The organism is Rhodohalobacter sp. 614A (assembly GCF_021462415.1).
In the GTDB taxonomy this organism is placed as follows: domain Bacteria; phylum Bacteroidota; class Rhodothermia; order Balneolales; family Balneolaceae; genus Rhodohalobacter.
On record NZ_JAKEDS010000006.1, the window covers coordinates 41,932 to 55,560 of the forward strand.

The window sequence follows — 13,629 nt, forward strand, 5'->3', positions numbered from 1 at the left end:
TAATTTTACTTGTTTAGTTTTAAAACTTTCTTACGCTCCTCAAACTCTTCGCGTTCTATCTCTCCACGGGCAAACCTCTTAGTCAATATATCCATTGCGTCTTCCCGGTTATCACTATCGCGCCAATATGGAATCAAATCCAAAAAAACCAAAAGGAGTCCTATAGAGATCACAATCCACCAGATCCAATGCATGCCGAAAAAATGATGATTGTAAAACATGGTTTTGTAATTTTTATTTAACTGAAAATATCGTGTTCGGTTATTTAAGCTATTATTTATAAGATAGATGTAAGCGCCTTAAATAAAGCTTAAACCAAATAAAGAAGTTTATGTCTCTTGATACATTCAGATGTGAGATAACCATTGCGTATGTAGAATATACACTACACTAAAAGCACAAATCCATAATCAAGAAAGGGTATAAAATGACAGAATTAAAGCTCACTCAGTTTATTATTCCGGTGATAGTATTGCTCATTATTACAGCCTGTTATATCTATTATTCAAGAAAAGTCTCAGAGAAAAATGTCTTCAACAAACTCATATTAAAAATCAGCGGCCTGGCTTTTTTGCTTAACCTTGTGTGGGAGATTGCCCAGGGACCGCTTTATTCGGGCTACGTCTATGATTTAAATCATATTTCCTTTTGTGCATTGGCATCCGTAGCCGATATGTTGATGGTACTGCTTCTTTATTTTGCCTTTAGCCTGTTCTATAAAGATCCGTATTGGCCGGGCAGAGTGACCATCCATAACGTGATCTCTTTGGTTCTTATAGGTGGGATAGGGGCCATTTTGGGCGAACTCAGACATCTTGCCGCCGGGAGCTGGAGCTACTCTGATGCAATGCCGCTGCTACCTTACGTAGAAGTCGGCCTATCTCCCGTATTGCAATTTATGATTCTGCCGGCTTTGATTTTTTATCTTACCAGCTTATCCATAAGAAAAGTCCAATGAGGTTGATTACCCTTAAAAAAATCGGGATTCATTCATCTATCTGTCGATCCGTTTTAATAAGTATTGTCCCCGGATGGTTCTTTACCATAGTAAGTTTGGTCGACTTTTTGTCTCCAGTGGGTTAACTCAAGCTGATTTGTGACCTCTGCAAACGATGGTTTTTCATAATAGACACCATTGATCTCTAGTATGGGTAAAATCAGCGGATTACCCAGCTTTGATATCAACTCGTTAGCTTTTAATGTATCAAACCGAAGATCAATAAATGTGAAATTTTGTTGTTGCTCCCACAGAAGATTAACTACGTTTTTTAAATATTCACACCATTCCTTACAGTAAATAATGATGGTTGTACTTTTTTCTATGTGGTTATTATTGGAATCATTCATCTTTTCACTGAATTATTTTTAACATTACATATATCCATGGCTTCCTCAAAGACCTTGTTCATGGTATGATTATCAAGCCCAATACTCTTAAGAACTTGCTTGTCCTCACATATCTGCTTGCAGAAGACAACATTTTGTTCCAAAAGGAGCTTTTTCTTTTGATTGCTTAGGGTTGACAGGCTGGTAATCGGATGAAGATGTACATGGCTGATTAGGTCTTTTAGTCCGTTATTTTCCGGATAATCCCAGCTTAACAGTTTAAGGCCTGCACACTTGCCATACCGCAGGGCGTCTGTGGTGAAACGGGTGTTGGTAACTACCCAGCCCTGGTGTTGCTTATCTTCGTGACCGGGTTGGCTCCTCCAGTTTCTTTCCACATCCTTGAATCGTGATTGAATGTAAAGTGGGATTTTTACATTACATTTATGGCCTTTCCGGTTGTGAAATTTACACTCGATCATAAAATGTTCGTCGTCTTTTTCTGCGATAACATCAATTTCATGGGAGACGCAGTTCCCGTCAACAATAACTCTGGTATCAGTTTGATAACCGAGCCTGTTTAGAAGTTCTCCGATAAATTTTTCAAAAGGATAGCCGGAAGGCCCTAATTCCAGCAGGGCTTCTTTTAATTTATATCTGCCAGCCGAAGAATTTGAGTATTGGCTGAGTTGCTTAAAAGCTTCTTTATATATTTTTTCAGTCGTAATCCCTTCAAATAGAATCCGCTGGATAGAGTGAATAATCTTGTTTGTAATCTGTTGATTGGCACCTGCTTTTCTGAGAGAATGGCGAAGCTTATTCTCATCAAAAGGTTCACTTTCTCCGGACGCTTTCATTACGTTGAATGTTGCCATTTTTTTTAGGCCGTTTGTTGACTACTTACTTTGCTTTAGAATTTTTTTTCGCTCTTCAAACTCCTCGCGCTCAATTTCTCCTTTGGCGAATCTTATCTTTAAAATATCCATGGCATCTTCTTTCAGATCATTTTTAGGTCGAAAAGGTATAATATTGAAAGCAATCAGCAGAATAATTATGATTGAAATGACCCACCAGAGCCAGTGCATGCCTATAAGATGATGATCGTAGAACATCGTTCTGATGTTTAAATTGCTGTTGTTTAAAGTGTGTTAAAGCTGCTTACAAAATAGGAATGGGTATCTTAAAACAAGCTTAAAACGGAAACTTTAAGAAATTAATCTTACTGATTTAACAGAGCTTGCCGTTCCAAAAGGAGATTATTTAAATCTTTCTCAGTAACAACTCCTAATAGTTTGTCCTCTCGAATAACCGGATACAGTGATTGATGTTTTGGAGAACTATTTTCAATTAATTCTACCAGTAATGTTTCCGGATGCAAGGTAATTACATCTTCCTGGATCAGTTCTGCTGCGGGGTATTCTGTTTCACCGGCTTGCAAAGCATTGATGACAGACTTGAAAGATATCAACCCAATAAAAATATCCCCGTTGATTACAACCAATTCTGAAGATTGATTTTTTAGCATAACGGAAGCCGCGTGAGAAACAGTAGCACTCAAGGATACGCTTTGAAAGTTTCCGGTCATGATATCCTTTACCTTAATCTCTTTTAGGGATTCAGTCATGGAAACCTGTCGTGATTCTGCACCGGCTCCAAGAAATACAAAAATTCCAATAAATAATAGAAATGGATTGTAGAAGAGTCCAAACATGGTAAAGGCGATTGCCAGTAATTGACCGACTGAAGCTGCGATTTGAGTGGCTTTGGCTCGCTTCATCTTAAAAGCCAAAAGTGCCCGAAGCATCCGGCCTCCATCCATAGGAAAAGCGGGTATCAAATTGAACACTACAAGAATAATATTAATGATCAGAAGATCGGACAGGAAATTACTCCCAGTAACATGATGGCTGATATCTATTTGACCCTGGCCTGTAATCAATAACAGAGAAAATAACACAACTGCAATCACTACATTGACCGCCGGTCCGGCAGCGGCAACAACCAATTCTTGTTTAGGATCTTCGGGCATTCGTTCAAGCCTTGCCACCCCGCCAATGGGCAATAAATTGATGTCTTTTGTGTCAATTCCATACTTACGGGCTGCCAAAGCATGTCCAAATTCATGTAGTGTTACACAGGCAAACAGGAAGATCAGAAAAAAGAGGCCCATTAAAATTTCATTCAAACCGTGGCCTTGTCGCAAATGCATCCAGGACAGCCAGATGACCAGCAGGATAAAGGTCCAGTGAATAAAGACTTTAATTCCTGCCGGTTTACCGATGTATAAGGACCATTTCATGGTAGTATTCTTTTTATTGGTGGTTATTTATTGTATAAAAGCAGATGGTTATTTCAAGGTATTACCCGTTTGTGTATTGGTGCCTGGTAGTCCTATAGGTCGTTGGGTGATTTTTTTCACGTACTCTTAGCGGAATTTCCTGTAGTCCGGACTTCCCCAGCAGTTGATCGATCTTATCGATAAGATTGCGAAGTAGGTTTTTCAAAGTTTCCATATCAATAATTGAAGGTTGTAATTAGCGGATCTTATATTCTTTACATAACATGCGAAGGCATTGCTGAAATGAAGCTTAAACCGGAAAGAAATCTCACATTATTTTGCTTCCTGAGATCAAGTAATAAGTGCAACACAGGCTTCTATTTATCTGTCAAATCGTAACTTATGCCAGATGACGTGTTCGCACAAACTTGAGCAATACATCCCAAAAGCATAACCAAAAATGCTTACTAATTCGTTATGTATGTCCCTTAACCCCATCGCAGCCGCATACCGTTTAGAATTACGGCCATCACCGACAGCTCATGAATCAACATACCGCCCGCCATATGCACCGACCCTGCCATTACACCCGCCAACAGTGCGGTCACTGTAATCAGAGCAATTACTACATTTTGATGTATATTGCGTAACGTCTTTTTTGAAAGACGAAGTGCCTCGGGTATTTTCATCAGGTCATTGGCCATCAGTGCAATATCAGCCGTTTCGATAGCCACATCGGTGCCGGCTGCTCCCATGGCAATGCCGATATCTGCGGTAGCCAACGCCGGGGCATCATTGATGCCGTCACCGATCATAGTCACTTGGTACCCTTGCTGTTGCATTTCAATGATGATATCGTTTTTGTCTTCCGGCAGAATGCCCGCATGCACCTCCGTGATCCCTGTCTCTTCGGCAATCGCTTCGGCCGTTGGCCGGGCATCACCAGTAAGCATCGCAATACGTTCAATGCCATTTTCACGCAGTTTTGATATCATTTTTGGAGCATCCGGGCGCATTTGATCAGCTATCCCAATAGCTCCAAGTAGTTTATTATTTCGTGCTACCAGAACCACGGTTCTTCCTTTATTCGTCAGACTCCGTATCTCTTTATTAATGTTTTCACTAATAGAGATCCTCTTTTGTTTCAGAAACTCAGCTTTCCCTACATAGATATGATCGTCGCCCAATACCGCCTCAATTCCTTGTCCGGTATAAGATTCAAACTCATCGGGTTCCGGAATTTGGCCCGATTTTTCCGCTTCCGTTATAATGGCCTCCGCCAGCGGATGCTCGGAGGCTGATTCGGCTATGGAAGCCCAATAGAGAAGTTCTTCACCTTCCAATGGCAGCGACTCATTATTTCGATCAGACAAAGAAACCGTATGAACTGCCGGAAACTCTTCCTGGCCACCACCGGCTACAGCAATGGCCCTTGAAAAATAAATAATCTCGATAACGCCCGGTTTTCCTTCTGTCAGGGTACCGGTTTTATCCAGTGCAATGGCGGTAACTTTACCTGCATTTTCCAAATATTCACCACCCTTGATAAGAATTCCTTTTTTCGCAGCATTGCCTATACCCGTTATGACGGAGATTGGGGTAGAAATCACCAGAGCCCCGGGGCAGCCGATCACCAGCAGCGTCAGCGCCAGCTCCAGGTCCCAGGTAAACAAGTAGGATACGATACTCAAGCCCACAATTCCGGGGGTATACCACCGGGCAAATCGTTCGATGAAACGTTGTGTAGGAGCTTTTTCTTCCTGGGCTTCCTCCACACGCCGGATAATTTTTGCCAACGTAGTGTCTGCACCCGCCTTGGTTGCCTTCACAAAAATACGACCGTTTTTATTGATGGTACCCGCATACACTTCCGATCCGGTCTGCTTTTCGGTCGGGATCGGCTCTCCGGTAATCGCACTTTCGTCTATCGACGTAGTACCGGATTCCACCAGGCCGTCAACCGGAATTTTTGATCCGGGTTTTACCAACACCCGCATACCTTCCTGAACCTGCCGGGCCGGAATTTCCTTCCGTTCTCCACCATCTATAACTATTGCAGTTTCCGGGGCCATATTAATCAGTTCTTTCAGGGTATTGCGGGTCTTGCTCATCGTTCGGGCTTCCAGCCAGCCGCCCAGCAGAAACAGAAAAGTAACGGCCGCAGCCTCCCAGAATACGCCGATGAAGATCCCGCCCGTGGCAGCGATGGCCACCAGCAGTTCTATATTAGTATGCCGGTTCCGCAGCCCCTGCCAGGCCCGGCGGGCGATCTCAAACCCGGCCGTCAGCGTGGCCAGCAACATCAGGACGTCAAACAGCCGGGGCAAAGCCCCAAAGAAATTTGCGGCCCATCCGGCTGCGATGAGCAGGCCGCTGACGATCAGTAGTGCTTTCTTCCGTGTTGTTGCATTACGCACTAGTTTTTGAAGTAATTTCATAGTCTTGTGGATTTAAAATGGAGAGATTTGAGCTTCGTAGCCTGAATGTCGGACGACTTCTATCAGTTTCTCTTCGGAGGCCCTATCGGGATCGTGTTCTACTTCGATGCGGCCGGTATTAAAATGGACCTTGGCATTGGATACGCCTTCTGTCTGATTCAGGTTCGATTCGATGTTGTTTACGCATGACGGGCAGCTTAGCTCATCGCTTCGCAATATTGTTTTTGTCGTTGTCATAATGAGTACCTCTATTCGATCTTAAGATTTATTTGCCTGTTGTTGAGTACCTGTCAGGTTTTAAAACTGACAGGTCTCTGGCAATATGTGTTACTCTCCTACGCCGTGGGCTGGTCCGGCTTGGATTTTTTGATACAGTTTGTGGACATATACGATATATTTTACATAAGCGTCTACCCACTCGCGGCCGGCTTCAACACTGTTATCCTTTTTGCTTTTGGCTTCCATAGCTTTGCTGTAAAGTTCCGAGGTTTTCTTCTGGATTTCGTTCGCCAGCATGTCGGTAACCGGGGCCAGTTCGCCTGAGACAAGTGCTTGTTCGGCTATCTGGATATCTTTGGAGCTTGGTTGGGCGGGTTTTAGACCGGTAAAGGGCATGCCTTCTGCCTCGCGGTGCAGTCGTACTGTCTCACTAATAAAATAGCGTACGGCAAGCTCTTGGGATTCATTACCCTTGGTATAAACTTCCAGGCTTTGCTCAAATGTGGATTTGAGTTCCTCGGCTTGCTGATCTGTTACCCAAATAAGCGCATGAGAGAGATCGCCGGTTTCAAGGGCCTTTCGGGCATCTGTTGCGACCGGACCGTTAACCCGATCGCAGTGGGCCTGACTGGTTGACGCAAAGCCAAGCATAAATACTAGCGTGAAAATTGATGCTAATGTGGTTTTTATATGTGATTCTAAGTATTTCATAATGAGTACCTTTTGTGTGGTTTGTCATTTAGATTCAATCAAAAGGTAACAGGCGGGTAACAGCACTAAAATGAGCTGGATCAAGCTAGTGCAAATAAATTTTGTAGAAAGGGGAGGGGACTAAATGAAAGGCAGCTTACGGAAGCAATAAATACACAGGGAGAGATCAATCTTCAGCCGAAATACGCAGCAGTTCCGGCTTGTCATTGATCGCAACCCACTGGCGACCGGAAGTAATGAGATCATCCTCTTGGAATTGACTCATAATCCGGCTGGTGGTTTCCGCAGATGTACCGACCATGTCAGCCAGGTCTTTGCGTGAAAGCGGGAGCTGTATAAGCAATCCTCGACTGTGCTTTTCACCAAACTTATTGACCAGTGTTACAAGGATATGAGCCAACCTCTTTTTTACCGGCAAAGTGGTCAGATGCTGTATCCTTTGCCTCGATTCATTAAGGCGGTCAGCCGTGATATCTAAAACCGACATAGCAACCGAGGGATACCGGTTCATGACTTCTTTAAAATCACTAATCCTGATCGAAAGGATACAAGCCGATGTTTGAGTTTCTGCTGTTTCATTATAGACATCCTTGCTGCCGGCCGTGGGATTTCCGAAAAAATCGCCCGGCTGCAGCATATCCAGCAGCACACCTTCTCCCTCCAGGGTGTGAGCCACCAATTTTACGTTTCCCGCGACGACCACCCGAAGCATGGTTGCAGAGTCACCCTGCCGGTAAATCGTTTCTCCTTTGGAATAGTGATTAGCCGTAAATTTTTTATTTACTTCGCGGAGCTGTTCTTCAGATAAATCTTGAAAAAACGGAACCATCCCCAGCTTCTCCAGGCGCAGGTCAACGCTACAGTGATGCCCTTCCAAGGACGGACTGTGAAGCGGAGTTTCCCTTTTTTTTGACATACGTTAAAAGTGGTTTAATCCAAAATATTAACTTGTTTCCTGCTTTTGGGGCAGCAGTAAATCCTCAAGGAAAAAGGCGGACAGCTCGGAACGTCCCGACAGCCCCGACTTGGAATAGATCGCATTGGTCTGTGCCCGAACAGTTGGGACACTGGTTCCTCTAACCTCAGCAATTACCTTGTTACTAAATCCTTTTAACAGTAAAAAAGAGACCTCTTTTTCTGCCTCAGTCAAGTCCCACCGATCCAGCTGGTTTTCTATTTCAATGCTCAGACCCTTCACATATTTTTTGGACACCTTCCTCCATTTCTGGGCCTCAGTCTGAAGATCTTTCGAAAACTGTTGCTCTCTAGCCAACGAGTGCTGCAATTTGAAGCGACCCCGGACCAAATAAAAAACGCCTGCCATCGCAACAAATCCTACGACAGCTTCAATTGAAATATGCCACAAGGCCACTCCTTCAAAATAGTCATTATAGATGTCTATGGATGCCAGAACCGCTATTACAAAAAGGATTGCGGCAATGACCCACCGTTCATTTCTATTCATTTATTATCGCTTAATCATTATTTTCATCTTCGTGGACTTCTCCTTCGTAAGTAGACTCATGTTCCTCCTCACCGAGTACCAGCTCTTGTCCGAATAAATCTATCGTTTGATTCGTACTGTCGTACTTGGAATACAAGTAGCCCGACCACATTAATGTAAGAATTAAAAATAGCATTCCGGCAAATCGCTTGCTATTGGTAATGCCTGTTTTTTCTGGTAGCGGTTGCTTTTTGCCATCGATCATGCTCGACCACAGCGAATCGCGATGTTTAAGATGATGGAATATAATACCGCCGACGTGGACGATAACCGTAATCAGAAATATATTAGCCAGGAGTTCATGCGTCTCTTCATAGAAATCGCTCTCTCCACCACTCGTCATCATCACACCAGTGATGGCTAATCCGGCAGCGCATATAAACATCACGAGAGCCGCATAGCTGGAGGCCGGATTGTGTCCCAGGTATCTTTTGGTCTTGGCGACAACAGCATCTTTTAGATATTGTATAAATTCAATTGGATTTAATTTAAAGGATGAAAAGCGGGCATAGGTGGTCCCGATAAATCCCCAAATAATTCTCAGAATTAATATAAAACCGATTGTCAGTCCTGCCAACATGTGGAGCGTAAAGACCGGATTTTCATCGTCTACTATTTCGGCAATTAGATAAGCTCCCAAAAAGAGGAAGGCGAAAAGCCAGTGGAAAATTCGCGTAGGCCAATCATAAACGGTAGTCTTTTTCATGGTTATACTCCATAAGGTGAAGGTTGGTTTCTGTCTTAATATTCCATATTCACCTTACTTACGCATCAAACAAATGATGTAGAAAACCACTCTTGATCATCATATTAAATTTTAATTCGAATATTCCTGAGCACCGAAGACGAAATTTATCAGCAACTTTAATTCATTGATCTGGTTTCAGCCTATTTCAGCTGCTCTTCTTCATCACCTATGCCAATATTATAGATTGCCGCTATCAAAGCACCAATCAACCAACTCAAAATGAATGTTTGAATAATGCCAAAAAATACGTCCATGGCAGGCACACTCATCCGAATGATTGGTTCTACGTCCAGTCCATGTAACAGGTTGTTAAAAAAGAAGATGGTGCCTTCTCTGCCAACTGTAACCATCAGTAAAATGCAGCCTATGTAAAGAATGGTGCCTGTTGCGCCAAATGCAAACCCCATTCTTTTAATGTTAAGTGTTTTCATGATCCCTCCTATATTTAATGTTGATGATCTTTATGTTTGGATCCTTTTTGGTGATGTCCGATCATCATAATGTGACAAGCAAACATCGCTATTATAAAAAGGAATAAAGTTATACTGCTGTTAAGCCCCAGCATCGGAGCTATAAACAGAAGCAGAAGCGGAATACCGCATCCGATAATCATCCATAGATTATGCTTGCTCATTTTTGAAATATTTAATTATTCGTTTTTTAATGAATGTTGAAGGTTCTTAAACTCCTCTTCGGTTATTTCTCCTGCATAAAATCGCCTGCGGTGAACTTCGATGGCTGCATTTCTGATTTCAAGCCGGTGCTTGCCGCGCAAGGCCAGGTACCAGACCAGAAGAAAAACCCCGGCCATTAAAATCCATAATACCGGGGCCCAATGGGTATTTAGTGTGTTTAACCAGTCCATGGTTAGTTGTGATGTTGCTGATGATTATTGCCGTTCATTCCATTTTTGTTCATCATTCCCTGGCCGTTCATCATATCACCCTGCATCATTTGCATGCACATCATGTGCATCTTCATCATAGACGAATCTTCCATCATGTTCATCATTTTCGAGTGATCCATATCTCCATCCATCATGGACTGCATCATCTTCATGTGGGCTTGCATGCGTTCTTTCATTTCAGGGTTATCCATCATTTTCTGCATGTTACCCATCATCATGGTGTTATCCATGTTCATGTTTTGCATCATAGACTGCATCATCTGCTTGCGCATTTCGGGATTCTGTGTCATATGCTCCATCATCATGGTTCGCATGGTGGAGTCTTGAATCATTTCCATCATCTGCTGCTTTTTCATTTGCATATCTTCGTTTTGTTGCTGTGCAAATGCTAATCCGGTGAAAAGAAAAAATGTGGTTAGAATAAGTGTTAAGCGTTTCATAATAATATCCTTTTGTTTGATTTAACTGTTTGTTGAATAATGTTCTTAGAGGTTGTCGATTACCTTGTCTAATTTATCTCTTACCTGGCCTGCAATAGGATGCAGATCATCATTGGTAACTGCTTGCATGGATGCAACAGGATTGACAGCCGAAACTTCTACGGTGCCGTCTTCATGCTCTTCGACAATAACATTACACGGCAGCATGACACCAATTTTATCTTCTGCCTGAAGTGCCTTATGGGCAAAGTTCGGATTACAGGCTCCGAGGATTTTATATTTTTTAAAATCCACATCCAATTTCTCTTTAAGCGTATTTTTTACATCTATTTCTGTAAGCACACCAAATCCTTCTTCCTTAAGAAGCCCGGTGACTTTTTCAATAGCCTGATCGTAGGAAAGGTCGACAGTTTTTGAAGTAAAGTATTTCATGATTGTTTTACGGATTAATTCGTTTGATTAATATTTATGTTCTGCTTAAACATACGTCCAAGATGCTTAAAGCAAGCTTAAATCCTGAAAATTAACCGCTCAACACTTCTCTTCCCACTTTACCATCCCTGATTCGTTCTGCATGTTCAATATCCATCACAAAAATATTGCCGTCCCCACGAGTACCTGTCGATGCTGTTTCTCTTATGACTTTTACAATGGAATCCACGTTTTCATCCAGTGCCACAATTTCCATTTTTACCACACGAGAATGCATGGCTGGAAAGAAAAAGGAGCCGTGTTCCTTGTTGGAATCGCTATATTGGCCTGTACCTTCACCCTTGAATACAGTTACGCAACAGTGACCAGATGAACGGAGTTTTTTATACACATCTTCAAGCAGTATGGGCCTGATGTAAGCTTTTACAAGTTTCATAAGTACCTCACTTTTTAGCGTTCGATTTTAAGGAATCGGGCATTAATAGCCACAATTACCGTACTTAGCGACATCAACACAGCACCCAGTGCCGGACTCAGAATAATTCCGTACGTGTATAAGACACCTGCTGCCAGAGGAATTGCAAATGCATTGTAGCCCGTTGCCCACCAGAGGTTCTGAACCATCTTTCGGTAGGTGGCTTTAGCCAATCCGATGAGTGAAGCCACGTCTTTCGGATTACTTTGGGTAAGAATGATATCTCCCGTTTCGACTGCCACATCCGAACCGGCTCCAATGGCAATACCAACATCAGCCTGTGCAAGGGCGGGAGCATCGTTAACGCCGTCGCCGGTCATGGCTACTTTAAGTCCACGGTTCTGAACTTCTTTGACTTTGGCGGCTTTTTCTTCTGGAAGTACTTCGGCAAAGAAATCGTCCAAACCCAGCTCTTTGGCAACATAAGCGGCAGTTTGTTTATTGTCACCAGTGAGCATGATACATTGAATTCCCATCGATTGCAGACTTTGGATAGCTGCTTTCGAATCTTCGCGAATGGTATCCCCCAGTGCAATAGCACCTTTCAGTTGATTGTCAATCAATACAAATACAACTGTTTTTCCCTGCCCCGAAAGTTGTTCGTATTCAGTGGTTGGCAGAGCAATGTTCTGTTCTCGAAGATAACCGGGACTAACCACTTTGATCTGTTTGCCATCTACCCGGCCTTCAATACCTTTTCCTGTGATGGAGTTGAACTCTTCTACTTTCATCAACCCGTCCGTGGCCTTGACGATACCCCTTGCAATAGGATGTTCAGAGTTTTGTTCAAGGGAACCGGCCAATTTCAGGATTTCATCCTTCTCATAGCCATTGAACGTAAGTACGTCGGTTACACCAAACTCTCCGTGTGTCAGTGTCCCTGTTTTGTCAAAAATGATGGCTCCAAGATTTCTGGCTTCTTCAAAAGCCGTGCGATTGCGAATTAAGAAACCATTTTGAGCCGCTAAACTTGTAGAGACTGCTACCACCAGAGGTACAGCCAGTCCTAAAGCATGGGGGCAAGCAATGACCATAACGGTAACCGTTCGCTCCAAAGCAAAAACAAAATCCTGTGTTGTAAAGGCAGTCCACGCAAAGAAGGTTACCGCCCCGGCCCCAAGTGCTACAATGGTCAACCAAAAAGCGGCTCGATTAGCTAAATCCTGTGTACGGGATTTACTCTCCTGAGCTTGCCGTACAAGATTGATAACCTGAGAGAGGAAGGAATCTTCCCCGGTTCGATTGACCTCGATGGTCAGCGACCCTTCACCATTGATAGAACCACCAATTACCTCATCCCCCTGTTTTTTGGAGACCGGCTTTGATTCCCCGGTCATCAGAGATTCATTAACTGAACTCTTTCCCTCAACAACCAAGCCATCAGCGGGGATCTTTTCACCTGGCTTAACAAGGACTTTTAATCCTTTTTCCAGCTCTTCAAGAGGAACATCCCGTGTGGATCCATCGTCCTGTACAACATGTGCTTCCGATGGCATCAGTTTGGCAAGTTCCTCCAGGGCACGAGAGGCACTCATCACAGATTTCATTTCTATGTAATGCCCGATAAGCATGATATCTACGAGTGTAGCCAGCTCCCAGAAAAAGACTTGTCCCTCAACGGCAAAAACGACCAACGTACTATATACATAAGCAGCCGTAATTGCGATGCCAATCAGGGTCATCATCCCTGGTTGTCGCTTTTTTAGCTCATTATAGAGTCCACTCAGAAAAGGCCAGCCACCATAAAAGAACACGATGCTTGAAAGCAAGAATGATATATAGCTGTCACCAGCAAATCGAAGCGAATCTCCAAGTCCAAGGAATTCCTGAATCATTGGTGACAAGATCAGAATAGGAATCGTAAGCGCAATTGAAATCCAAAACCGCTTCAGGAAGTCTTCGGCCATGTGGGCATGATGTTCGGCATGTCCCCCGGAGTGCTTATGCTCTTTCTGGTTGTGGTGTTGATGATCGTGCCCTTTTTTGTGTGAATGAGCATGACCGTTTTGATCGTGAGAATGTTCCATAATACCATTATTAATTTTTTTGAAACCAATTGGATAAATACCTTTCCAATTTGGTATTGATAGTATTATAGGAAAGAGGAGCTTAAATTAAGCTTAAATTTATGTTTCAATATAGTTTTCAGGG

Annotated in this window: 19 protein-coding genes; 1 reads left to right on the forward strand and 18 read right to left on the reverse strand. The window is 43.0% G+C overall.

What is annotated here, in order from left to right; translation table 11 throughout:
* Positions 1 to 5 precede the first annotated feature (5 nt).
* A complete protein-coding gene (locus L0B18_RS18895; RefSeq protein ID WP_234573506.1) occupies positions 6 to 221 on the reverse strand; it encodes an SHOCT domain-containing protein in 216 nt (71 codons plus the stop codon).
* Positions 222 to 427: 206 nt separating this feature from the next.
* Here L0B18_RS18895 and L0B18_RS18900 point away from each other — a divergent pair, with 206 nt between their 5' ends.
* The gene (locus tag L0B18_RS18900) at positions 428 to 958 is read left to right on the forward strand and encodes a hypothetical protein (RefSeq protein WP_234573507.1); all 531 of its coding nucleotides are present in this window, start codon (positions 428 to 430) and stop codon (positions 956 to 958) included.
* Between the two features lie 53 nt (positions 959 to 1,011).
* On the opposite strand, the gene L0B18_RS18905 is transcribed toward L0B18_RS18900, so the two are convergent.
* The 17 genes from L0B18_RS18905 to L0B18_RS18985 all read right to left on the reverse strand — a co-directional run bounded on the left by L0B18_RS18905 (position 1,012) and on the right by L0B18_RS18985 (position 13,505).
* A complete protein-coding gene (locus tag L0B18_RS18905; RefSeq protein ID WP_234573508.1) occupies positions 1,012 to 1,347 on the reverse strand; it encodes a glutaredoxin family protein in 336 nt (111 codons plus the stop codon).
* Entirely contained in the window at positions 1,344 to 2,201 is an 858-nt protein-coding gene (locus tag L0B18_RS18910) for a restriction endonuclease (protein WP_234573509.1), read from the reverse strand. The genes L0B18_RS18905 and L0B18_RS18910 overlap by 4 nt, the downstream gene beginning before the upstream one ends.
* Before the next feature lie 21 nt (positions 2,202 to 2,222).
* Complete coding sequence (locus tag L0B18_RS18915; RefSeq protein WP_234573510.1) at positions 2,223 to 2,438, reverse strand: SHOCT domain-containing protein; 216 nt, start codon at positions 2,436 to 2,438, stop codon at positions 2,223 to 2,225.
* A gap of 107 nt (positions 2,439 to 2,545) precedes the next feature.
* Entirely contained in the window at positions 2,546 to 3,625 is a 1,080-nt protein-coding gene (locus L0B18_RS18920) for a site-2 protease family protein (RefSeq protein WP_234573511.1), read from the reverse strand.
* 467 nt (positions 3,626 to 4,092) lie between these two features.
* The gene (locus L0B18_RS18925; protein ID WP_234573512.1) at positions 4,093 to 6,042 is read right to left on the reverse strand and encodes a heavy metal translocating P-type ATPase; all 1,950 of its coding nucleotides are present in this window, start codon (positions 6,040 to 6,042) and stop codon (positions 4,093 to 4,095) included.
* A gap of 12 nt (positions 6,043 to 6,054) precedes the next feature.
* On the reverse strand, positions 6,055 to 6,279 hold the full coding sequence (locus L0B18_RS18930) for a heavy-metal-associated domain-containing protein (RefSeq protein ID WP_234573513.1): 225 nt from the start codon (positions 6,277 to 6,279) through the stop codon (positions 6,055 to 6,057).
* Positions 6,280 to 6,369: 90 nt separating this feature from the next.
* Positions 6,370 to 6,972 carry a DUF6448 family protein gene (locus L0B18_RS18935; RefSeq protein ID WP_234573514.1) on the reverse strand — a complete coding sequence of 201 codons (603 nt, stop codon included), beginning with the start codon at positions 6,970 to 6,972 and terminating at the stop codon, positions 6,370 to 6,372.
* 166 nt (positions 6,973 to 7,138) lie between these two features.
* Positions 7,139 to 7,888: a Crp/Fnr family transcriptional regulator gene (locus L0B18_RS18940; RefSeq protein ID WP_234573515.1), complete on the reverse strand. Its 750-nt coding sequence runs from the start codon at positions 7,886 to 7,888 to the stop codon at positions 7,139 to 7,141.
* Between the two features lie 27 nt (positions 7,889 to 7,915).
* Entirely contained in the window at positions 7,916 to 8,437 is a 522-nt protein-coding gene (locus L0B18_RS18945; protein WP_234573516.1) for a helix-turn-helix transcriptional regulator, read from the reverse strand.
* 10 nt (positions 8,438 to 8,447) lie between these two features.
* Complete coding sequence (locus L0B18_RS18950; protein ID WP_234573517.1) at positions 8,448 to 9,182, reverse strand: cytochrome b/b6 domain-containing protein; 735 nt, start codon at positions 9,180 to 9,182, stop codon at positions 8,448 to 8,450.
* A gap of 182 nt (positions 9,183 to 9,364) precedes the next feature.
* Positions 9,365 to 9,655 (reverse strand): DUF5676 family membrane protein, encoded by a 291-nt coding sequence (locus L0B18_RS18955; protein WP_234573518.1) that lies wholly within the window; start codon positions 9,653 to 9,655, stop codon positions 9,365 to 9,367.
* A gap of 14 nt (positions 9,656 to 9,669) precedes the next feature.
* A complete protein-coding gene (locus L0B18_RS18960) occupies positions 9,670 to 9,858 on the reverse strand; it encodes a hypothetical protein (RefSeq protein WP_234573519.1) in 189 nt (62 codons plus the stop codon).
* A gap of 15 nt (positions 9,859 to 9,873) precedes the next feature.
* Positions 9,874 to 10,089: a hypothetical protein gene (locus L0B18_RS18965; protein WP_234573520.1), complete on the reverse strand. Its 216-nt coding sequence runs from the start codon at positions 10,087 to 10,089 to the stop codon at positions 9,874 to 9,876.
* 2 nt (positions 10,090 to 10,091) lie between these two features.
* Positions 10,092 to 10,571 carry a hypothetical protein gene (locus L0B18_RS18970; RefSeq protein ID WP_234573521.1) on the reverse strand — a complete coding sequence of 160 codons (480 nt, stop codon included), beginning with the start codon at positions 10,569 to 10,571 and terminating at the stop codon, positions 10,092 to 10,094.
* 45 nt (positions 10,572 to 10,616) lie between these two features.
* Positions 10,617 to 11,003, reverse strand: coding sequence for a DUF302 domain-containing protein (locus L0B18_RS18975; protein ID WP_234573522.1), 387 nt, complete (start codon positions 11,001 to 11,003; stop codon positions 10,617 to 10,619).
* 91 nt (positions 11,004 to 11,094) lie between these two features.
* Entirely contained in the window at positions 11,095 to 11,439 is a 345-nt protein-coding gene (locus L0B18_RS18980) for a P-II family nitrogen regulator (RefSeq protein WP_234573523.1), read from the reverse strand.
* Between the two features lie 14 nt (positions 11,440 to 11,453).
* Complete coding sequence (locus L0B18_RS18985; RefSeq protein WP_234573524.1) at positions 11,454 to 13,505, reverse strand: heavy metal translocating P-type ATPase; 2,052 nt, start codon at positions 13,503 to 13,505, stop codon at positions 11,454 to 11,456.
* Positions 13,506 to 13,629 lie beyond the last annotated feature (124 nt).